Annotated in this window: 22 protein-coding genes; 15 read left to right on the top strand and 7 right to left on the bottom strand. The window is 58.0% G+C overall.

The genetic code is table 11. The annotated features are described in order from the left end of the window. Positions 1-3: 3 nt before the first annotated feature. Positions 4-1,299 (bottom strand): adenylosuccinate synthase, encoded by a 1,296-nt coding sequence (locus tag FIL88_RS04140; RefSeq protein WP_142852532.1) that lies wholly within the window; start codon positions 1,297-1,299, stop codon positions 4-6. A 78-nt stretch (positions 1,300-1,377) separates the two neighbouring features. Here FIL88_RS04140 and secG point away from each other — a divergent pair, with 78 nt between their 5' ends. From secG to FIL88_RS04080, 12 genes are all read left to right on the top strand, one after another. After that, positions 1,378-1,848 (top strand): preprotein translocase subunit SecG, encoded by a 471-nt coding sequence (secG, locus tag FIL88_RS04135; RefSeq protein WP_407642324.1) that lies wholly within the window; start codon positions 1,378-1,380, stop codon positions 1,846-1,848. A gap of 278 nt (positions 1,849-2,126) precedes the next feature. After that, positions 2,127-3,770: a CTP synthase gene (locus tag FIL88_RS04130; RefSeq protein ID WP_142852530.1), complete on the top strand. Its 1,644-nt coding sequence runs from the start codon at positions 2,127-2,129 to the stop codon at positions 3,768-3,770. 95 nt (positions 3,771-3,865) lie between these two features. Further along, on the top strand, positions 3,866-4,255 hold the full coding sequence (locus tag FIL88_RS04125) for a tellurite resistance TerB family protein (RefSeq protein WP_142852529.1): 390 nt from the start codon (positions 3,866-3,868) through the stop codon (positions 4,253-4,255). After that, entirely contained in the window at positions 4,252-4,929 is a 678-nt protein-coding gene (locus tag FIL88_RS04120; RefSeq protein WP_142852528.1) for a hypothetical protein, read from the top strand. Before FIL88_RS04125 ends, FIL88_RS04120 begins: the two co-directional genes overlap by 4 nt. 16 nt (positions 4,930-4,945) lie before the next feature. Then, positions 4,946-5,239 (top strand): DUF1330 domain-containing protein, encoded by a 294-nt coding sequence (locus tag FIL88_RS04115; protein ID WP_142852527.1) that lies wholly within the window; start codon positions 4,946-4,948, stop codon positions 5,237-5,239. A 49-nt stretch (positions 5,240-5,288) separates the two neighbouring features. Next, positions 5,289-5,729 carry a tellurite resistance TerB family protein gene (locus FIL88_RS04110; RefSeq protein WP_142852526.1) on the top strand — a complete coding sequence of 147 codons (441 nt, stop codon included), beginning with the start codon at positions 5,289-5,291 and terminating at the stop codon, positions 5,727-5,729. A gap of 227 nt (positions 5,730-5,956) precedes the next feature. Next, complete coding sequence (locus FIL88_RS04105; protein ID WP_142852525.1) at positions 5,957-6,760, top strand: ABC transporter ATP-binding protein; 804 nt, start codon at positions 5,957-5,959, stop codon at positions 6,758-6,760. A gap of 39 nt (positions 6,761-6,799) precedes the next feature. Next, the gene (locus tag FIL88_RS04100; protein WP_142852524.1) at positions 6,800-7,513 is read left to right on the top strand and encodes a transporter substrate-binding domain-containing protein; all 714 of its coding nucleotides are present in this window, start codon (positions 6,800-6,802) and stop codon (positions 7,511-7,513) included. A 68-nt stretch (positions 7,514-7,581) separates the two neighbouring features. Beyond that, complete coding sequence (locus tag FIL88_RS04095; protein WP_142852523.1) at positions 7,582-8,466, top strand: ABC transporter permease; 885 nt, start codon at positions 7,582-7,584, stop codon at positions 8,464-8,466. Then, a complete protein-coding gene (locus FIL88_RS04090) occupies positions 8,463-9,269 on the top strand; it encodes an ABC transporter permease (RefSeq protein ID WP_142852522.1) in 807 nt (268 codons plus the stop codon). The genes FIL88_RS04095 and FIL88_RS04090 overlap by 4 nt, the downstream gene beginning before the upstream one ends. An 89-nt stretch (positions 9,270-9,358) precedes the next feature. Further along, positions 9,359-10,030: a type 1 glutamine amidotransferase gene (locus FIL88_RS04085; RefSeq protein WP_142852521.1), complete on the top strand. Its 672-nt coding sequence runs from the start codon at positions 9,359-9,361 to the stop codon at positions 10,028-10,030. Positions 10,031-10,260: 230 nt separating this feature from the next. After that, on the top strand, positions 10,261-11,499 hold the full coding sequence (locus FIL88_RS04080; RefSeq protein WP_142852520.1) for a DegT/DnrJ/EryC1/StrS family aminotransferase: 1,239 nt from the start codon (positions 10,261-10,263) through the stop codon (positions 11,497-11,499). A gap of 79 nt (positions 11,500-11,578) precedes the next feature. On the opposite strand, the gene FIL88_RS04075 is transcribed toward FIL88_RS04080, so the two are convergent. After that, positions 11,579-12,541, bottom strand: a complete 963-nt coding sequence (locus FIL88_RS04075; protein WP_142852519.1) for a LysR family transcriptional regulator — start codon at positions 12,539-12,541, stop codon at positions 11,579-11,581. Positions 12,542-12,601: 60 nt separating this feature from the next. After that, on the bottom strand, positions 12,602-14,644 hold the full coding sequence (locus tag FIL88_RS04070; RefSeq protein ID WP_185960836.1) for a ComEC/Rec2 family competence protein: 2,043 nt from the start codon (positions 14,642-14,644) through the stop codon (positions 12,602-12,604). A 193-nt stretch (positions 14,645-14,837) separates the two neighbouring features. Between FIL88_RS04070 and gltX the strand changes: the two genes are divergently transcribed. The 3 genes from gltX to FIL88_RS04055 all read left to right on the top strand — a co-directional run bounded on the left by gltX (position 14,838) and on the right by FIL88_RS04055 (position 18,072). Then, positions 14,838-16,244 carry a glutamate--tRNA ligase gene (gene gltX / locus FIL88_RS04065; RefSeq protein ID WP_142852517.1) on the top strand — a complete coding sequence of 469 codons (1,407 nt, stop codon included), beginning with the start codon at positions 14,838-14,840 and terminating at the stop codon, positions 16,242-16,244. Positions 16,245-16,299: 55 nt separating this feature from the next. Continuing rightward, on the top strand, positions 16,300-17,595 hold the full coding sequence (gene gltA / locus FIL88_RS04060) for a citrate synthase (RefSeq protein ID WP_142852516.1): 1,296 nt from the start codon (positions 16,300-16,302) through the stop codon (positions 17,593-17,595). Between the two features lie 102 nt (positions 17,596-17,697). Continuing rightward, positions 17,698-18,072: a GFA family protein gene (locus FIL88_RS04055; protein WP_142852515.1), complete on the top strand. Its 375-nt coding sequence runs from the start codon at positions 17,698-17,700 to the stop codon at positions 18,070-18,072. 3 nt (positions 18,073-18,075) lie between these two features. Here the strand turns inward: FIL88_RS04055 and FIL88_RS04050 are convergent, their stop codons facing one another. From FIL88_RS04050 to FIL88_RS04035, 4 genes are all read right to left on the bottom strand, one after another. Next, a complete protein-coding gene (locus FIL88_RS04050; protein ID WP_142852514.1) occupies positions 18,076-18,852 on the bottom strand; it encodes an enoyl-CoA hydratase-related protein in 777 nt (258 codons plus the stop codon). 92 nt (positions 18,853-18,944) lie between these two features. Continuing rightward, on the bottom strand, positions 18,945-19,403 hold the full coding sequence (locus FIL88_RS04045) for a cytochrome c-type biogenesis protein (protein ID WP_142852513.1): 459 nt from the start codon (positions 19,401-19,403) through the stop codon (positions 18,945-18,947). Next, positions 19,400-21,370: a heme lyase CcmF/NrfE family subunit gene (locus FIL88_RS04040; RefSeq protein WP_142852512.1), complete on the bottom strand. Its 1,971-nt coding sequence runs from the start codon at positions 21,368-21,370 to the stop codon at positions 19,400-19,402. Before FIL88_RS04040 ends, FIL88_RS04045 begins: the two co-directional genes overlap by 4 nt. 80 nt (positions 21,371-21,450) lie before the next feature. Then, a complete protein-coding gene (locus tag FIL88_RS04035; RefSeq protein ID WP_142852511.1) occupies positions 21,451-21,885 on the bottom strand; it encodes a hypothetical protein in 435 nt (144 codons plus the stop codon). Positions 21,886-21,991: the final 106 nt, after the last annotated feature.

Below are 21,991 nucleotides of genomic sequence, written 5' to 3'. Positions count from 1 at the left end.
AGATCAATCCGCGAACGGGTCAGTCACCAGAATGGTGTCGTCCCGTTCCGGGCTGGTGGACAGAAGGGCCACGGGGCATTCGATCAGTTCTTCCACGCGCTTCACGTATTTGATCGCGTTCGCGGGCAGATCATTCCAGCTGCGTGCGCCTTCGGTCGATTCTGACCAGCCGGGCATCTCTTCATAGATCGGCGTGCAGCGGGCCTGCTGATCGGCTGCGGTAGGAAGGTAATCCATACGCTCGCCGTCCAGATCATAGCCGACGCAGATTTTCAGGGTCTCGAAGCCGTCCAGAACGTCCAATTTCGTCAGAGAGATACCCGTCACGCCCGAAGTCGCGCAGGTTTGGCGAACCAAAGCCGCGTCAAACCAACCACAACGGCGCTTGCGGCCGGTGGTGGTGCCAAACTCGTGCCCACGCTCGCCCAGACGCTGGCCGTCATCATCGTCCAGCTCGGTCGGGAACGGGCCCTCGCCTACGCGAGTGGTATAGGCTTTCACGATGCCCAGAACATAGTCGATCGAACCCGGTCCGATGCCCACACCCGTGGCAGCCTGCCCCGCGATCACGTTCGAGGACGTCACGAAGGGATAGGTACCAAAATCAATGTCCAAAAGCGCGCCTTGAGCACCTTCGAACAGTATCCGCTTGCCGGATTTGCGCTTTTCGTTCAGCACTTTCCAGACCGGAGCGGCAAATTTCAGGATCTTCGGAGCAACCTCTTTCAGCTGAGCAATCAACGCGTCGCGGTCGATGGGCGCGATGCCCAGACCTTTGCGCAGCGGATCGTGGTGCTGCAGCGCGCGGTCGACGCGGGCCTCAAGCGTGGCATGGTCTGCCAGATCGGCGACACGGATGGCGCGACGGCCAACCTTGTCTTCATAGCACGGACCGATGCCGCGACCGGTGGTGCCGATCTTGGTGCCTTTCGACGCGGCCTCTTCACGGGCGCGGTCAAGTTCGCCGTGGAAGGGCAGGATCAGCGGGGTGTTTTCCGCGATCATCAGCGTTTCAGGCGTAATTTCAACGCCTTGCGCCGTCACAGTTTCGATTTCCTTCAGCAGGTTCCACGGGTCCAACACAACACCGTTGCCGATCACACTCAGCTTGCCACCGCGCACAACACCCGAGGGCAGCGCGTGCAGCTTGTACACCGCTCCGTCAATAACAAGAGTATGGCCCGCATTGTGCCCCCCTTGGAACCGGCAGATCACATCGGCACGTTCGCTGAGCCAGTCAACGATCTTACCTTTTCCTTCATCGCCCCATTGGGCGCCTACGACAACGACATTGGCCATGGTCTTTTTCCTATCTCAAAGAAAACCCGGCCCGGTATAGCGGCACATCTTCCGCAGCGAAAGGAGTAATTGCTGCGAATGCAGAAAGGTCGCGATCCTGCCCACGGCGACTTGCACCCTGCGTTCTTTTCGCCTACATACCCCGGCAGATCGAACGAACCCAAATCACGGGAAACGCCCCATATGGAAAACGTCATCCTCGTCATTCACCTGATCCTGGCCCTTGGGCTGATCGGGATCGTGCTTTTGCAGCGCTCTGAGGGCGGCGGCCTTGGTATTGGCGGCGGCGGTGGAGGCGGCGTGATGTCGTCGCGCGGCGCGGCTACGGCTTTGGGTAAGCTAACTTGGGGCTTCGCGATTGCGTTCTTGATCACGTCGATTGCGCTGACTGTTATTTCGGCCAAAAATTCTGCCGATAGCTCGGTTGTGGATGCTCTGGGTCTGGAAGCACCTGCCGCGGGTGAAACCGCCCCGGCTGTTCCGGATGTCAGCGATCTGCTGCCGCCGGTCAGCACCGACGAAAGCCTGACGCCTCCGCGCGCAGACTAATCGCGCAACGATCTTTGGGCAGCCTGCCTGCCCACCATTTTCTATTGCACCAGTTTTCGCAATGAAAACTGGACGATAGACCACCCACACAACACCTAGAGCCGGGGCACATAGCTGCCCCATGATCTAGACGATCCGGTTGCGCGGGACGCCGGAATCGGTTATATCTTTAATCCCGTGAGGACGGGATTCGCGACGTCATTTCTTATGGCATTCGCGCGTCCACTTACCAGATTTTGCGGCGTCATGACGCCAGTAACACGGGGGCAGCCAAACATATGGCACGTTACATCTTCATCACCGGTGGTGTTGTTTCTTCGTTGGGCAAAGGCCTGACGTCAGCCGCTTTGGGGGCGCTTTTGCAGGCGCGCGGCTATTCTGTGCGTTTGCGCAAGCTTGATCCCTATCTGAACGTCGATCCCGGCACGATGAGCCCATTTGAACATGGCGAAGTGTTCGTGACGGATGACGGGGCCGAGACGGACTTGGATCTTGGCCACTATGAGCGCTTCACCGGTGTGGCCGCACGGAATACAGATTCGGTCAGCTCGGGCCGCATCTATACCAATGTGCTGGAAAAAGAGCGGCGCGGAGATTATCTGGGCAAAACCATTCAGGTGATCCCGCATGTCACGAATGAAATCAAAGACTTCATCGAAATCGGTGATGACGAGGTTGATTTCATGTTGTGTGAAATTGGCGGCACCGTAGGCGACATCGAAGCCCTGCCCTTTTTCGAAGCGATCCGCCAGTTCAGCCAAGAACGCCCGCGTGGGCAATGTATCTTCATGCATTTGACGCTTCTGCCGTTCCTTGCGGCCTCGGGCGAGTTGAAAACGAAACCCACACAGCACAGTGTGAAAGAGCTGCGTTCGATCGGCATCGCCCCTGATGTACTGGTCTGCCGCTCGGAACACCCGATCCCGGATAAAGAACGCGCCAAGATCGGCCTGTTCTGTAACGTCCGCCAAGAGGCCGTGATCCCAGCCTACGACCTGAAATCGATCTATGAAGCGCCGATGGCCTATCACAATGTGGGGCTGGATCAGGCCGTGTTGGATGCGTTCCAGATCGCCCCGGCCCCGAAGCCCGACCTTAGCCGCTGGGAAGACGTGGAAGACCGCATTCACAACGCCGAAGGCGAGGTCCGCGTGGCCGTGGTGGGCAAGTATACTCAGCTGGAAGATGCCTATAAGTCCATCAAAGAAGCGCTGACCCATGGCGGCATGGCCAACCGGACCCGCGTAAAGCTGGAATGGGTTGATGCCGAACCCTTCGATAAGGAAGATCCTGCGCCCTATCTGGAAGGCTTCCACGCCATTCTGGTCCCCGGCGGCTTTGGCGAACGAGGCACAGAAGGCAAGATCAAGGCGGCTCAGTTCGCGCGTGAACGCAAGATCCCCTATCTGGGCATCTGCTTGGGTATGCAGATGGCCGTGGTCGAGGCCGCGCGCAACGTGGCAGGCATCACTGATGCCGGGTCCGAAGAGTTCGACCATGAAGCGGGCGAAACCCGTTTCACCCCCGTTGTCTATCACCTGAAGGAATGGGTGCAGGGCAATTACAAAGTGAAACGCAAAGTCTCCGACGACAAGGGCGGCACCATGCGTCTGGGCGCCTATACGGCTGCCCTGACTGACGGCTCGAAAGTGGCCGAAGTCTATGGGTCCGAGACCATCGAGGAACGCCACCGTCACCGCTATGAGGTCGACACCAAATACCGCCAGCAGCTGGAAGACTGCGGGCTGGTCTTCTCGGGCATGTCGCCGGATGGACGTTTGCCAGAAATCGTTGAATGGAAAGATCACCCGTGGTTCATCGGTGTTCAGTTCCACCCGGAACTGAAGTCGAAACCTTTCGATCCGGCGCCGCTTTTTGCCGATTTCGTCCGCGCCGCGAAAGAGATCGAGCGGCTGGTCTAAACCAATCCAAATTGCAGAAACGGGCGGGGATTTCCCCGCCCTTTTCTTTGCGGGATACGTGTCCTAGGGTGCCAAAGACCAAGAGGGAGCCGCCTATGCCGCATGCAGATCAAACCAGTTGGACAAAGGATGCGCAGCGCGCCATGGGTGTGCTGTTGGTAAGACTGGCACGCGCGGATGCGGATTATGCTCAGACCGAGATTGCCCGGATCGATCGCCTATTCGCCCGCCACTATGATCTGAACCCGATTGAGGCTGCGAAGCTTCGCGCCGAGTGCGAAGTCCAGGAAAAATCCGCAGGATCGACCGAGGATCTCGCCCGCACCGTTCAAGACACGATGCCGATAGAGCAGCGGATAAAAATCATCACAGCGCTTTGGCAGGTGTCGCTTGCGGATGGCGTCCTGCGCGATGAAGAGGCTGATCTGGTCGCGCGCGTGGCAGATGCTGCGGGTGTTCCGCGCAGTGACATCGTGGTGGAATGATCCGGCTATCGCTTCTGATCATCGGCCTAAGTACCAGCGCAGCTTTCAGCAATCCCATCACGCAGGTCCCTTATGACACGATCGCCCAAACCGCAGCGGGTCTGATTGATTTTGAGGAATACCCTGTCCTGCCTGAACCGGGGCAAGCTATTCAGGGAACCATCCATGCGCCCGGTGCGGCTTTGGGGGCAATGTTGAACGGACAGGCTCTGGGCGAAGAGGAGGGCTTTGCCGCACTTGAAGGTGCCCCAACACGTCCACCAAGGGTCCTCCAGCCCACACACACTCCACCCCACGCGGTTGCATTTCATGCGGGATTTGGATCCAACGCCCTGTTTCCCCTAGGCCCTGATGGGTTTGAAAAGAGGTCTGGCCGGGGTGAAGGAGTATTGGCGATCAGTTTCGATGCCCCGATCCAGTCTTTCGCCCTGCGCCTGCATCTGGACTATGCCGATCCTTTGGGCAGCCGCCCTGCCCCCGGCCCCGTCCAGCTGCACTTCTATGGCGCGGACGCCAGTTTGTCACACGTCGCGCAGGTGACACCCGGCCATGGCGTGCACAGTTTCGGCTTCCAAAGCGATGCTCCGATCATGGCCATTACTCTCACGCATCAAGATCCGGGCGGAATTGCGATTGACGACATCCGCTATTCGCTGAAGAATCTGGCGAACTGAACGATTGGGGGCAGAAATGGCCAAAGGGTATTGGATCGGGCGTGTCGATGTGGACGATGTCGAACGCTATAAAGACTATGTCGCGGCAAACGCGGCCCCATTTACCGAGCATGGCGCCAGGTTTTTGGTGCGTGGTGGCACGTTTAATACTGTCGAGGGTCAGTCCCGTTCACGCAACGTGGTGATCGAATTCCCCAGCTATCAAGCTGCCCGCGCTTGCTATGACAGCGCCGAATATCAAACAGCCAAAGCCATCAGAGACGAAGTTTCCACTTGCGATCTGGTGATCATCGAAGGCTATGACGGATAAGTGAAAGGATAGGGCTTGGCATTTCGCATGCCGTCCCCACATTGAACACATGCTGCGATCTCTTCTAGACAAACTGACCCAACCCGCGCCCGAGCCGCTTCAGGACGACGACGCCCGTCTGGCCGTGGCTGCAATTCTTGTAAGGCTTGCACGCGCGGATAACGACTATGACGCGGCTGAAAAGCACGCGATTGACCGCATTCTTGCACAACGTCACGACCTGACCGACGCAGATGCCTCGGCCCTGCGCGGCAAGGCCGAAGCCTTGGAAGCCTCTGCACCGGACACCGTGCGTTTCACCAACGCCGTGAAAGAGGCCGTGCCCCTTGATGACCGCATCGCCATCTTGGAAGCCGCGTGGACCATCGTTCTGACCGATGGCGAACGTGCCTCGGAAGAGGACGCGCTGATGCGGATGATCCCGCGTTTTCTGGGGATCAACGATCTTGACAGCAACCTCGCGCGGCAACGTGCATCGAAGGCTCTTTAAACCAGCCAACCGGTCTTCACCTGATTCCATCCCTCTGCAGGGCACCGCGACAAATCACGCGCGCGCTCTACCCGTTGTTGATCCCCGTCGCACAATCCGACATTTCGCAGCGCGAACCGACCTTCTACCCGGATTTACGTGACTTCCCCGTCATTTCGACGTTGCAATCCTGTTAGAATTGCGTCCTACTCGGGCACCACAAAACCTGTCACAATCCGGAACACCTCGTGCCTCGCGACAACTCTGAACAGCCCTCTACCGACGCCACGTCGGTAATCGAAATCCGCGACCTGCATAAAAGCTATGGTGCGTTGGAAGTGCTGAAAGGTGTCGATCTGGTCGCGCCGCGTGGGCATGTTGTGTCGTTGATCGGATCGTCCGGATCGGGTAAATCCACCCTGCTGCGCTGCGCCAACCTGCTGGAAGAAAGCCAGCAGGGCGATATTCGTTTCGAGGGTGAACCGATCAAGTGGAAAGGGCACGGCCTGAACCGTCACCCCGCCGATCGTGCGCAGGTCACGCGGATCCGCACCAACCTGTCGATGGTATTCCAGCAGTTCAATCTATGGTCCCATATGACCATTCTGCAGAACGTGATGGAGGCCCCGGTGACAGTGCTGGGCCGAGACAAGGCCGAGGTCGAAGAAAAGGCCCGCGAATATCTCGCGAAGGTTGGCATTGGCGACAAATGCGATGTTTGGCCGGCGCAACTGTCAGGTGGCCAGCAACAACGTGCCGCAATTGCGCGTGCGCTGTGCATGGAACCCAAGGCGCTGCTGTTTGATGAACCGACCTCGGCGCTGGATCCGGAGCTGGAACAAGAAGTCGTCAAGGTGATCAAGGATCTGGCCGCCGAAGGCCGCACCATGATCATCGTGACCCACGATATGCGCATGGCGCATGACGTCTCGGACCATGTGGTGTTCCTGCATCAGGGTCTGATCGAAGAAGAAGGTGCGCCAGCCGAACTGTTTGGCAATCCAAAAAGCGAGCGCCTGAAGCAATTCCTGTCTCACTCGCAACCCGTGTGAGACCAACTTAAACCAATAAATGCAACTTGGGAGTAAATCATGAAAAAACTGATCGTCTCGACAGCGGCGCTGGCTTTGACCGCCAGCTTCGCAATGGCCGCGGATACCGTGCGCCTTGGCACCGAAGGTGCCTATGCACCATGGAACTTCGTAAACGATGCCGGCGAAATCGACGGCTTCGAGCGCGAGCTGGGCGACGAGCTGTGCAAGCGCGCAGAACTGTCCTGCGAGTGGGTGAAGAACGAATGGGACACCATCATTCCGAACCTCGTATCGGGCAACTATGACGCCATCATCGCTGGCATGTCGATCACCGACGAGCGTGACGAAGTCATCGACTTCACCCAAGCCTACACCCCCCCAGATCCCTCGGCTTACGCTGCCATGTCGGCAGACGTAGACCCGGCTGGCGGTGTTGTGGCTGCTCAGGCAACCACCATTCAGGCCGCTTTCGTGGCTGAACAGGGCTGGACTTTGGTTGAATTCGCAACCCCGGAAGAAACCGTTGCTGCGGTGAAAAACGGCGAAGCTGATGCGGTTCTGGCCGATAAGTCCTTCCTCGACACCATGGTTGGCGCTGACGGCCTGGTCCTGCTTGAGCGTATGGAGCAGATCGGTGGCGGCGTTGGCATGGGTATCCGCGAAAGCGACGGCGACCTGCGCGCCAAGTTCGACGCGGCCATCCAGTCGATGAAAGACGACGGCACGCTGAACACCATGATCGCCAAATGGGAAGTTGCTTCTCAGTGGTAATGTAATGACCGGGCCCGTGTGCAAATGCATGCGGGCCCCGTTTATTTAGCGGATAATCTGCACGCGCGATGTTTTCCTACTGCACCGATCCTTCCACGCTTCAGGGCTTTAGCTGGCTCAGCTGCTACCTGACCACAGGTAAGCACATGGCGTTCTATCAATCCTTCGGGATTGTTTTGGTGCTGTTGGCAATCACCGCGCCCGTGGCCTTGATGTTCGGCTTTGCGGGGGCCACCGCGGCCCGCTCGCGCATCTGGCCAATCAGCATGCTGGGCAAGACTTATACAGCGATTGTGCGCGGCGTACCTGACATTGCGTTTTTCATGTTCTTCGTGATCGCGCTGGATCAGGGGTTCGAGTATCTGCGCCACAAGGCGAAATGCACCGACTGGTCCGAGCCAATCCGTCAGGGCAATGACTTTGTGGTCTGTGCGCAGGCCAAACTGCCCCTATCGACCAGCCCGCAATGGATACACGAGGTTTACGGCTTTTCGCTGGCGATCCTGACCTTCGCCATCGTCTTTGGAGCCTTTGCCGCCAACGTGTTGTTCGGTGCGATGAAGGCCGTGCCACGCGCACAGCTTGAAACCGCCGAATCCTATGGCATGTCGACCCGCCAGACCTTCTGGCGCATCATGGTCCCGCAGATGTGGGTCTATGCCCTGCCCGGCCTGTCGAACCTTTGGATGATCCTGATTAAAGCCACGCCGCTTTTGTTCCTTCTTGGCGTCGAAGACATCGTCTATTGGGCGCGCGAGCTTGGGGCAACCAAGTCCGCCAAGTTTACCGACTATCCGCATGGGAACTGGAACGCCTATTACTTCGGAGGGCTCTTGGTCTTCTACCTGCTGCTCACCTCGATCAGCGAACGCGTCTACAAGCGGCTGTCCCTTCGCCTGTCCCACGGTCAGGCCACCGCCGCCGGTGAAGCCCAACGGAAGGCTGCAACATGAGCTGCGTTCAGACCATCCAGGACTACGCATTCCGCTCGATCGGATTTGGTGAACGTCTGCTTCCGCGTGACGGCTATACACTGTGCGAGCATTTCACTCTGATTGGTTCTGGCATGATCTGGAACATCTATTTCGGTCTGGTCGCCCTTCTGTTTGGCTTCTTCGCCGCCACTGGGCTTGCGCTTGCCAAGAACAGCAGCTCGGCATCTCTGCGCAAACCGGCCGAGTTCTTCATCTATGTCTTTCGCGGCTCACCGCTGTTCATCCAGATGTTTTTTGCCTATGCCGTCTTTCTGTCGATCAAGCAGAGCGTGCCGGGCTTTTCGCTGCTGACATCGGCATGGCTGGGCGCGTCGATCGTCCTGTTTCTGAACACCACCGCCTATTCGGCCGAGATCTTCTATGGTGCGCTTCAATCCATTCCCAAAGGGGATCTGGAAGCCGCCGACGCTTATGGCATCACAGGCTGGACACGCTTCAAGCGGATCATCTGGCCGTCGATGATGCGGCTGGCATGGCCCGCCTATACGAACGAGGCGATCTTCCTGTTTCACGCCACCGCGCTGGTCTATTTCTCGGGTTTCCCGGTCTGGCAACAACGCGGGGACGCGCTGTATTACGCCAGCTATTTCGCGGATAAGACCTTCAATCCGTTCATCCCCTATCCGATTTTAGCGTTTTACTTCATCCTGCTGACGCTGTTGGTCATCGCGGTGTATGGCGCCATCGGGAAGCGTCTGAACCGGCACTTGCCGCAAGCTGTGATACGTCGCCCCAGCTTCATGCGCACCTTGTTTCGCTAGGCCATCACGGAAAATTGCCCTTGCTCCGGCGTCGCGGCTCGGCTAGGTCAGATATGACCGTATGGCAATTTGATCAAATTTGGTGACACATGAAAATCGGCATTCTGCAAGCTGGCCATTCCCCCGACGAACTGCGCGACAGCGTCGGAGATTATGGCCAGATGTTCACCCGTCTGCTTGACGGGCACGGGTTCGACTTCCAGATCTTCTCGGTCGTGGACGGAGAGTTTCCCGCAGGCACACAAGACGCGGATGGCTGGCTGATTACAGGCTCGAAACACGGTGTTTACGAGGATCACGACTGGATCCCTCCGCTTGAAGACCTGATCCGCGACATCCGCGATGCGGGCCAACCGCTGGTTGGCGTCTGCTTCGGCCACCAGATCATCGCGCAAGCCCTTGGCGGCAAGGTCGAGAAGTTCGATGGCGGCTGGTCCATCGGCCGCACTGAATATGACTTCGGTGATCGGACGATGGCGCTGAACGCATGGCATCAAGATCAAGTGGTAAAAGCACCCGACGGGGCCGAAATTATCGCTTCGACCGATTTCTGCGCCAATGCAGCCATGATGATTGGCGACAGGATCCTGACCATTCAGCCCCATCCCGAGTTTACAGCACCGCTGGTTGCGGGTCTGATCAAACATCGCGGGCGTGGCAATGTTCCCGACGAACTGCTGGATGCCGCAGAAGATCACTTGGGCTCTGCGACAGACAATGAAGGTTTCGCAGATCGGATGGCTGCTATCCTGAAAGGATAGTTCCCCCAAACGCTAGACCTTCCACCGAAAAAGCCGGGCCGAGCGCGCGGCTTTTCTTGTGTCCGGCTGATCCCATCACCCCCCAAATTCGTAACATTCATACGACAGATCTAAAAATTTAACTGTCCGCAGCGCAGCAAAACTTCTGGCAAGACTCACTCTGCTCTTTTATATTTTCCGAAATGACATTTCGAAAAAGCCGAAAAGGCACGCTCGAAAGAGGAGACAGCATGACCCTGGATCAGACCGCAGCCCCAGCCGCCCCGAACGTCCATGATGCCGAGCCAATCCCCGAGGCCGCACGGGCCGAGATCGACCGCCTTCTGAAATCCGGCGACCTCTTTCGCTATACAGCACCCGAAGACGCACCAGTGGCCCTGTTGGAAGCCGAATTTGCTGAAGTGATGGGCGCGAAATATGCCTTGGCCGTTGCAAGCTGCTCGGCAGCACTGTTTCTGTCGTTGAAAGCGCTGGACCTACCGCGTGACGCAAAGGTCCTGATCCCCGCCTTTACCTTCGCTGCCGTTCCCAGTTCGGTTGTCCACGCGGACTGCAAACCGGTGTTGGTCGATGTGAAAGACAATTACCGAATCGACATGGATGATTTCGCTGCCAAACTAAGCCCCGACACGGGCGCCGTCATCATCAGTCATATGCGCGGCCATACCTCGGATATGGATGCGATCATGCGGCTGTGCGACGCGGCGAACATCCCGGTGATCGAAGACGCAGCGCACTCACTTGGCACGCTCTGGCACGGGCGCAAGATCGGCACGATTGGCAAGATCGGCTGTTTTTCATTCCAGTCTTACAAAATGTTGAATGCAGGCGAAGGTGGCATCCTGATCACCGACGATGCCGCATTGGCCGCCCGTGCCGTCATCATGTCCGGCGCATACGAGCACAATTGGAAAAAACACAAAACGCCGTACGGCGAAAACTCGACCGATCTGGCAGACGCCTTTGCCCGGTGGCAAAACAAGTTACCTCTATACAACACACGGCTGTCAAACCTGTCGGCCGCAGTCATCCGCCCACAACTGCACGAGCTGGATCGCCGTGTGACCGACGGGTTGCGCAACCACGATTACGTGGCTGCAAAATTGGAAAAAAGCCCATGGATCACAGTCCCTGCGCCGCTGGCCCCGGAAACCCGCGCGCCCGATTCCATCCAATTCAATTTGGACAACGTCAGCGATGACGACACCATCGCGTTTCAGGCCGCCGCCAAAGCACGCGGTGTCAGCGTACAGGTCTTCGGGATGAGCGAAGACAACGCGCGCGCGTTCTGGAACTGGCAATTCATCGACGATCAGGGGCCTCTTCCACAAACCCGCGCAATGCTGTCGCGTGCATGCGATACCCGCCTGCCTGTACGTCTGACTCAGCCCGAGCTGGATTTCATTGCAGACGCCATCCTTAGCGCAATTGACGATGTCAAAGCAGACAAGACGAACTCTGCCGCGTAAGCCTTTTTGCGTATTTTCTTGTAAAAAATATCCTGGGGTGAATTGGCCGTCGGCCAAGAGGGGCAAAGCCCCTCTTCCGTCACAGCACCCGCAACGTGTTTTTCAGCCACGGATAATCATGCACGGCAGGCGCGACGATCAGGCTTTCTAGCAACGCGCGGCATTGCGTGGCCAGGTCCTGTGGCAACCCCCCCAACATTTCGGCCCGCGCAACAAGGTTAATGCGGCGCGTGAAGGGGGCAAAAGGCAGCTCGATCAGATCGGCTGCGTCCCGGAACCGATGCGCGCGTAAGAATCCAAGCGGTGTGATAATGGTCCAGCCAGCACCGCCCGCGACCATCGCCATGATCGCGTGATAACTGTCCAGCTCGAACCGGTTATCCAACTTCAAGTTCTGCCGCGCCAGATGGTCCGAGATAACGCGCCCCATGTGATGGCGTGCAGTGTATTGCACCAAGGGCAAGTCCTTTAACACCTCGCGTGGGTCGCGATCACCGATCACCCCCTTGGGTACGGCAGCAACAAACGGCTCTTCCAGCAAAGGATGCACTTCCATCCACGGCGCTGACGCCCCGGTATCTGCCGCCACGATCAAGTCTAACGCGCGGGCATCCAGTTGATCGTGCAACCGATGTGACGCGCCTGTTTCCAGCAAAAAGCGGGTCGAAGCAAGTTGGCTTGCGACCTCGGACAACAGGCGCGGCGTTACATCGGCATCGAAATCCTCGATCATGCCAAGGCGCAGGCGCGATAGTTGAGACATCGCCCCCAATGTCAGCTCGGCTTTGGCTTGTTCCGCTTCATTAAGGATCGCCTGCGCACGCTTCAGAAACAATGTACCTGCAGCAGTCAGCGACACGGGTCTGGCAGAACGGTCCAGAAGACTGGTGCCCAACGCCCCCTCAAGGTTCGTCAATTGCTGGCTGACCGAAGATGGACTGACCCCCAAACGCCGCGCCGCCATAGAGATCGAGCGTTCATCCGCAATGGCCGCGAACACCTCGACACCCCACAGCGTGATCCGACCAGCAGTTTCCACCATCGCGCTCTCCTTTGCGCAAAAGCTAGGACCAAAGCCGCTATCCGGCAACCGCAATCCTAATTATCTGGTCCAAAGCCGCGAAATGCCTTCGGTGCGGGATGGCGTGATGTACCACCCCTTGGGCGCCAGATGCACCGCGACCGCCCCGGTTTTCGTCAGATACTTACGATCCAGCACGCTGCACCCTGTCGGCAGTGCCCCCTCGCGCCAGGCGGCAAGTACAACGACGTCAACCTTCGCACAAGCGTCCCCCAAGCGATCCTCGGCCCCGCGCCCCGACAAATGCATGATCGACAAGCCGGGCAGATCAACTTTCAGCTGCCCCCTCTGCCCGCCAAACCCCGCCCGTTCGAATGCGGTCTGTTGCGTCGCGGCGTCTCCGTCATTCTCAAGCCATGACCGCGCGGCAAACCCTTCGCCGCGTGCCTTGGACATGACGCGGCCATCGCTGAACATCACGCCGATCAATCCGCCTGACGAGCTGATCAGAACCGCCGGGCGCTCGACCAAGGCCCAGCCAGCAAGGGCGATCACTGAAGGCAACAGGACCACCAGCTTTTCCTTACCGCGCAGCAGCACGAAAACAATTCCGGTCGCGCCAAGCAGCGGCAACACAAAGCCCGGAGGCGCAGGCACTTTGCCAACGGCACCATCTAAAGATGACACTGTTTCGGCCACCCACAAGATCCAACGGATCGGCCAATCCATCATCCACAGGGCCACGAATTCTAACCGTATAATGGACAGAAGGGCTGCGAGAACTGCAAGCGGCATGATGACAGCACCCATCACGGGCACACTTAGAAGATTGGCAACCAGCCCATAGTGACTGACTTGATTGAAATGCGCAGCCCCGATGGGCGCGGTCGCAAGCCCTGCAACTGCCGAGGATATGACAACAGTCACCACACCGCGCGCCCAGCCCGGCAATTGGCGCGCGGATCCGTCGCGCCCACGCTCACGGATCCACGAAAATACCGCCACAAGCGCAGTGGTTGCTGCAAATGACATTTGGAACCCCGGTTCGACCAGTGCTTCGGGCGTCAGGATAAGAACGATCATCGCCGCCATGGCCACAGCGCGAAGCGTCAGGGCGCGGCGATCAAACAGGATGGCCACGAACATGGTCGTGACCATGATGAAGGCCCGTGTCGTCGCCACGGCGCCGCCTGACAAGGCCAGATAGAATATTCCGGCACCAATGGCGGTTACAGCCGCAAGCTTTTTGACGGGAATGTTCAACGCCACACGGGGCCACAGCCCCAACAGAATGCGCATGGCTTGAAAGACGAACCCGGTCAGAAGTCCCATATGCAGGCCCGAGATTGCCAAAAGATGTGCCAAGTTCGATCCGCGCAGCGCCTCGATCGTGGCGCGATCCATGCTGGAACGATCCCCGGTGGTAATTGTGGCCGCAAAACTTCCACTTTCACCGGGCAGTACCGCGCGAACCCGGTTTGCAATTGTCTGGCGAAGCCTCCCGACCGCCAGTGACAACTCGCCTGTCGGTCGGGACAGCAGCAATGCTGGGCTGCGCGTATAGCCCACTGCGCCAATCCCGCGAAACCACGCCATACGCTGAAAATCAAAGCCGCCCGGCTCGACCGGACCATTGGGGCCAGACAGATGCCCCGTCAGCGCAATCCGCTGACCGATTGCGGGGGTCAGGAAACCCTGTTCCCCGTGCAGCGACACCCGCACCCGATCCGGCAATTTAAGTGGGTTCACATCAGACAGCCGCACCTGATCCAAGGTCAGCCGCACCGCATCCGACTGCGAACGGTCCATCGCCACGATCCGCCCTTCAATCGGTCCATAATAGCGAAAATCCAACACGGGTGCCGCCACCCAATTGGCCCTTGCGCCCGCAACGCCGAACCCTAAGCTGACAAAGATCATCGCATGCAGCAGCGGCCCCGCCCCCCAAGGCCAACGCCATGCAAGCCCGGCACAGATCGCAACCAGAAGCGCAAGTGCGGTATAAGTCACGATGTTTGGCTCGCGCGGTTGCGCAAAGTACAGACCAATCCCCGTGCCGAAAAACAGCGGTGCCCAGATCAGGAAGCGCCCGCGCTCTTCTTCAATACGAGACAAGAGTTTCACCGCCAGCACCCTTGTTCACGGCCTCCCTTTTTGATTAAAGCGTGTCGAGATCTGCTTGAGGAACAAGTTGATTTCGAAACGCCCAAAACACTGATATGTTCCGCGCGGTTCGATATGAACACCGCCTCAAATCGCACTCGAAACGCTTAACACCTGCTTAACCCCAGCATGGTTTCCAAAAGGTTAATGACCGATGTCTCAGACGCCCCAGATTGTCACCCGTTTTGCCCCTTCGCCCACTGGCTATCTTCATATCGGTGGCGCCCGCACGGCCCTGTTCAACTGGCTTTACGCCCGCGGCCGTGGCGGTAAGTTCCTGCTGCGGATCGAAGATACGGACCGCGCGCGATCGACCCCTGAGGCGACAGCAGCGATCCTGAAAGGCATGGAGTGGCTGGGGCTGGGCCATGACGGAGAGGTGGTCAGCCAGTTCGACCGTGCCGACCGTCACGCCGAAGTCGCGCGCGAGATGCTGGCAAACGGTCACGCCTATAAGTGTTTCGCCACGCAGGACGAGATCCAGACCTTCCGCGAAGACGCACGGGCCGAAGGCCGCTCGACCCTGTATCAAAGCCCGTGGCGTGATGCAGACCCTGCGACGCACCCGGATGCCCCCTATGTGATCCGCCTGAAAGCCCCGCGTGACGGCAAAACCGTCATCCAAGACGAAGTGCAGGGCAATGTCACGATCCGCAACGACCAGCTGGATGACATGATTTGTTTACGTTCGGATGGCACACCCACTTACATGCTGGCCGTTGTCGTTGATGATCATGATATGGGCGTGACCCACGTCATTCGGGGGGATGACCACCTGAACAATGCGGCACGCCAGACACTTGTCTATCAGGCGATGGGCTGGGATCTGCCCGTCTGGGCGCATATCCCTTTGATCCACGGCCCCGATGGCAAGAAGCTGTCCAAACGCCATGGGGCACTGGGCGTCGAAGAATATCAGGCCATGGGATATCCTGCGCAGGCGATGCGCAACTATCTGGCCCGTCTGGGCTGGAGCCACGGCGATGACGAATTCTTCTCGGACACCCAAGCGCTGGAGTGGTTTGACCTGTCGGGAATCGGCAAAAGCCCCGCCCGGTTTGATTTCAAGAAATTGGACAACCTATCGGGACAGCACCTTGCCGCGATGGAAGACGCTAACGTCTTGACTGCACTGGACGGCTATATAGCCGCAACCGGCGCGTCGCCTTTGCAGTCGCAGCAACGTGACCTGGTGACTTCGGCAATGTACGTATTGAAAACCAGTGCAAAAACCTTGCCCCAACTTCTTGAAAAGGCAAGATTTGCAACGGCTTCGCGCCCCTTGGACCGCGATGAAAAGGCCGAGAAGGCTCTGGACGAAGTATCCCGTGGTATACTGAAAGAATTGACGCCGCAGCTGCAAAATGTTAGCTGGGACCGCGACACGCTTGAGGGGATCCTGAACGGCTTGGCCGAGGCCCACGACACGAAGTTTGGCAAACTGGCCGCGCCCCTGCGTGCCGCCCTTGCCGGACGCGCTGTAACACCAAGCGTATTTGATATGATGCTGGTTCTTGGACGCGACGAAACCATTGCGCGTCTTGAGGATGCCAGCGCCTGATACATTTGCGACCGTCCAACCGGGGCGGTCGTTTTCAAACACGAAGGGAAAAAACATGGCTGAACAAACTGGAACCGCAAAGCTCTCGTTCGGAGACAAAGAGCTCGAGCTCCCCATGTACTCCCCAACAGCCGGGCCAGATGTCATCGACATCACCAAGCTGTATGCACAGGGTGGCGTCTTCACCTACGATCCCGGATTCACCTCGACTGCAAGCTGTGATTCGACCATCACCTTTATTGATGGTGGCAAAGGCGAACTGCTGTACCGCGGCTATCCCATCGACCAGCTGGCCGAAAAATCGCACTATTTGGAAGTCTGCTATCTGCTGCTGTACGGTGAACTGCCGACCGCAACCGAGCTTGCAGATTTCGAAGCCCGCGTGACGAACCACACTATGGTTCACGAACAAATGACCAAGTTCTATTCGGGTTTCCGTCGTGACGCGCACCCGATGGCCATCATCACCGGTGTCGTTGGCGCGATGTCTGCCTTCTATCACGACTCGACTGACGTGAATGACCCCTGGCAGCGCGAAGTGGCCGCAATTCGTATGATCGCCAAGCTGCCGACCATCGCCGCCATGGCCTATAAATACTCGATCGGTCAGCCATTCGTGTATCCGAAGAACGATCTGGACTATGCGTCAAACTTCCTGCGCATGTGCTTTGCCGTCCCCGCCGAAGAATATGAAGTAGACCCGATCCTTGCCAAAGCAATGGACCGCATCTTCACCTTGCACGCCGATCACGAACAGAACGCATCGACATCGACCGTCCGTCTGGCCGGCTCGTCGGGTGCCAACCCGTTTGCGTGTATCGCTGCGGGCATTGCGTGTCTGTGGGGCCCTGCCCACGGCGGCGCCAACCAGGCTTGCTTGGAAATGCTGCGCGAAATCGGCTCGGTCGACAACATTCCCGAATATGTTGCCCGCGCGAAGGACAAAAATGATCCGTTCCGCCTGATGGGTTTCGGTCACCGCGTCTACAAAAACTTCGACCCGCGTGCGAAGGTCATGAAGGAAAGCGCAGACGAAGTTCTGGGCCTTCTGGGTATCGAAGACAACGAGACGCTGAAAGTTGCCAAGGAACTGGAGCGCATCGCGCTGGAAGATCCGTATTTCGTCGAGAAGAAGCTGTACCCGAATGTCGACTTCTACTCGGGCATCATCCTCGAAGCGATGGGCTTCCCGACCTCGATGTTCACTCCGATCTTCGCGCTGTCGCGCACCGTTGGCTGGATCTCGCAGTGGAAAGAGATGCTGGGCGATCCGGGTCAGAAAATCGGCCGTCCCCGCCAGCTGTATCTGGGTGACACCCAACGCGATTATGTGGACGTCACGAAGCGATAAGCCAAACAAATCCAGAGAAAAGCCGCCGATTTCGGCGGCTTTTTTCGTTTTCATGGAAGCGAAAGCAGCAGGGGCTATTCTGTTCAGCCAAGGAGGTTGAACATGTCCCAATATCTTACCGGTCGTTGCCTGTGTGGCGCTTGCCAGTTCGACTACTCAGGCGAAATACGGTTCACGATCCAATGCTTTTGCCGCGACTGCCAACATGCAACCGGGGCTGGACATGCCCCACAGATGATGATGTCCCGCGACCGGTTGATGACTAAGGGGCCCACGAAGACGTTTCGCAAACGCGCGGATTCCGGATCTATGCTGGAGTTTATCTTCTGCCGCGATTGTGGCTCTCCTCTTTTGAAAGCCACATCACGCATGCCAGACGCCATCGCCATCTACGCAGGTGCGCTTGATGACCCCACGCTATTTGAACGCGGTCAAGATGTGTTTGAAGATGGTCGGCAGCCCTGGGATCAGGGCTAACCGTCAGCGCCCTTCGTAGTTGGGGCTGCGCTTTTCAAGAAACGCCAGAACGCCTTCTTTGAAGTCACGTGACTTGCCGCATTCACCCTGCAGGCTGGCCTCAAGTGCCAGCTGTTCGTCCAGCGTGTTGTTCATCGAGGCACGCAGGGCTTTCTTGATGTTGCGATAGGACAGGGTCGGTCCCTTCGCCAGTTGCTCGCCCCGCTTGCGCCACGTCGCTTCGAAATCGTCATCCGCAACGCATTCCCAAATCAAGCCCAGATCCGCGGCTTCCTGCGCGGGCATCTTTTCAGCAAACAGGGCTGCGCCCATTGCCTTGGCAAACCCCATCTGGCGGGGCATCCAATAGGTGCCGCCCGCATCCGGGATCAGACCAATACGCGAGAACGCTTGCATGAAGAAGGCACTTTCCGAGGCGATCACCACGTCAGCAGCCAGCGCGATGTTGGCCCCTGCCCCGGCAGCCGCCCCATTAACGGCCGAGATCGTCGGGATCGGGCTGTCATAGATGGCACGCAGAAGCGGTTCGTATTCATCACGCAGGGTGCGTTCCAGATCGACCTCGGCTGCATTGGCACGATCGCCCAGATCCTGCCCCGAGCAAAAAGCACGGCCCGATCCGGTGATGACCAAGGCACGGGCGTTCTTACCTGCCTCTTCTACGGCATGGGCAATCTCGGCCCGCATCTGAGTGTTCAGCGCATTCATCACATCAGCGCGGTCAAAGGTCAGAATCGCCAAGCCATCGGTGATGTCCAGTGTGATCGTTTCGTAAATCATGTCATCCTCCCGGGAGTTTCGCGCAGTTTAGCCGACCATATGGTCAGGTAAAGATGGACGCCCCGTCATTTCTAAAGTTTCCTGCGCTCGGCCTATTCGTCCAACAGCTCGTTCAGCCGCGCCTGTTCAGACTGAGTCAGCGCCTGCGTCCCATCCTTTGCCCCTGCACGGCGGCGCAAGTAGAGCGCACCTGACAAGCCTGCGATCAGGAACAGTACCGGTCCCGTCGCCCAAAGGATCAGGTTCGCGCCCGACCGGTTGGGCTTCATCAGAACATATTCGCCATAGCGTTCGACGATGAAATCGACAACCTGATCATTGCTGTCGCCTTCGACCAACCGCTCACGCACCAAAAGGCGTAGGTCACGGGCGATCGAGGCGTTGCTTTCGTCAATATTCTCGCCCCGGCACACCACACATTTCAGACCAGCCGAGATATCTCGGGCACGCTCTTCCAATACCGGATCGTCCAACACTTCGTCGGGGTTAACCGCGTAAGCAGGCGCAGCAAGACAGCCCATAACAGCCAATAACGCAATCAGATGTTTCATTCGGCGGGCACTCCTTCGACGTGGGTCTTGGCCGCCCCGGCGGCGACACGGAAACGGCGATCAAACAAACTGAAAAGCCCACCCAAAGCCATGATGATTGACCCAGCCCAGATCCAATTGGCAAAGGGCTTGATAAAGGTTCGCACGGCCCAGCCGCCGCCTTGTTGCGGATCACCGATCACAACATAGATATCGGTCCAGAACCCGTTCGAAATCGCCGCCTCGGTCGTCGGCATAGCCTGCACTGGATAAACGCGTTTCTCCGGGAAAAGCGTGGTCAGTTGGCGACCTTTCTGATCCACCCGCAGCTCGGCCTTGGTCGAAATATAGTTCGGCCCCTGCTCGCGTCCTACGTTCACCAACGTGATGTCATAATCAGCAACCTGGAACGTCTCGCCCACCTGCGCCACGCGAATGTCTTCAACTTCCCATGCCATAAGCCCCGAAATCCCCATCATGGTGATCCCAAGCCCGGCATGCGCGGCAAATTTTCCCCAATCGGCACCGGGCAGTCGGGTCAAGCGTGATAGACGGTTTGCAATGGCACCACGCCCTGTGCGGCTGAAGATATCCGTCATCGCCCCGGTTACCAGCCATGTGCCAAGGAACATGCCAATCGGACCCAATGCGGATTTGCCTGTTTGCATCGCCCAGACCAGCGCCAGAACGGCAATGGACAGGACCAAAGCAGGCACCAGCTGCTTAACAACGCGACCGATTTTGGCCCGCTTCCACGGCAGCATCGCCCCGATGGGCAGGACCAGGGCCAAGACGACCATGAAGGGGGTAAAGGCAGCCTCGAAGAAGGGCGGTCCGACCGAGATTTTGCGATCAAATGCCTCGCCCACCAAGGGCCAGATGGTTCCGACGAACACGACGAAAGATGACACGGCCAGCAAGATGTTGTTCACCACAAGCGCGCTTTCGCGGCTAACGAAGCCAAAGACGCCTTTTGCCTCCATCGTGTTGGCGCGGGCGGCGAACAGCGTCAGCGCACCGCCGGTGAAGAACAGCAGAATGAACAGGATGAAGACGCCACGCTCGGGATCGGAAGCAAAGGCATGGACCGAAGTGATGACCCCCGAGCGCACGATAAACGTCCCAATCAGCGAGAACCCAAAGGCAAGGATGGCAAGCAGAATGGTCCAGCTTTTCAGGCTTTCGCGCTTTTCGACCACGATGGCCGAGTGAAGCAGCGCAGCGGCGAACAGCCACGGCATGAAGGATGCATTTTCGACCGGATCCCAGAACCAGAAACCGCCCCAGCCCAGTTCGTAATAGGCCCACCAGCTGCCAAGCGCGATTCCGATGGTCAGAAACACCCAAGCCGCCAACGTCCACGGGCGCACCCAACGGCCCCAAGCAGCATCAATCCGCCCCTCGATCAGGGCCGCGACAGCAAAGGAAAACGTCATGGAAAGCCCTACATAGCCCAGATACAGAAATGGCGGATGGAAGGCCAATCCGACATCTTGCAGAAGCGGGTTCAGGTCCTGGCCGTCAAACGGCGGTTGCGCCAACCTTAGGAACGGGTTCGATGTGAAGATGATAAAGCAAAGGAAAGCCACAGCAATCGCGCTTTGCACCGCCAAAACACGTGCCTTCAGCGTGCGGGGCAGGTTTTGCCCGAACCAAGCTGCCGTCGCGCCAAATCCGGAAACGATCAGCACCCACAACAGCATCGACCCTTCGTGGTTCCCCCAAACGCCGGACACTTTGTACAGCATCGGTTTTGCTGAATGCGAATTCAGCGTCACCAATCGGACCGAGAAGTCCGAGGTTACAAACGCATAGGTCAGCGCCAGAAACGAGATCGCAATCATCGCAAACTGCAGGGTTGCGGCAGGAACCGCCATCTCCATCCAGCTGTTCCAGCCCTTATGTGCCCCAACCAGTGGCACGATGGTCTGAACCACCGCCACGCTCAGCGCCAAGATCAGCGCAAAATGTCCAAGCTCTGTAATCATGGGCCGGACCTTACAGAGAGTCGCCTCGGGTCACTAGCCCCTGCCGCAGGATGCGGCACCCGGTCACGGGCTTTTGTCCCCTAACGCAGCGACTGAATGATCACATAGATCGCGGTTGAACACATAACGGCGCCCAAAACAGGTGCCAGAAACGCAGCGCCATGCCACCCGAACGAGCGGTGAATGACGCTGAAATGCAGAACCGCCCCGGACAAATACACCGCCAGCGGTGTAAAATGCAGCGCACTTGCTGTCATCGCCTCGGGCGCACCCAGAAGGGCATAGATCCACCACCAGCCCAGCACCAGACTTGCGCCGCACCAGCTATAGGCCATGCCAAGGGCCAAAGGTGTTGCCCGCTGTAGGTAAAGCCACAAAAACGTTAGCGCGATCATCAGGCCCATAAGCGTTATGGCCCCAAAGCCAATCTGAAAAATCGCCTGATATCCTGCAAGCCAGTACCCGCATTGCAACAAAAGGACCAAAACGGCCACCAGAAGAGATGCTTGTTTCATTTTTGCAAGATACTCCTAACAACAGCGTCTAATTCTGCTGCCGCTTGTTCGTTTCGTATAAGTGCTCTTCGAAACCGATCACCCAATATCACGTAACGGACACGGC

Source organism: Aliiroseovarius halocynthiae, from assembly GCF_007004645.1.
Lineage (GTDB): Bacteria > Pseudomonadota > Alphaproteobacteria > Rhodobacterales > Rhodobacteraceae > Aliiroseovarius > Aliiroseovarius halocynthiae.
This window is presented reverse-complemented; position numbering and strand designations above follow the sequence as displayed.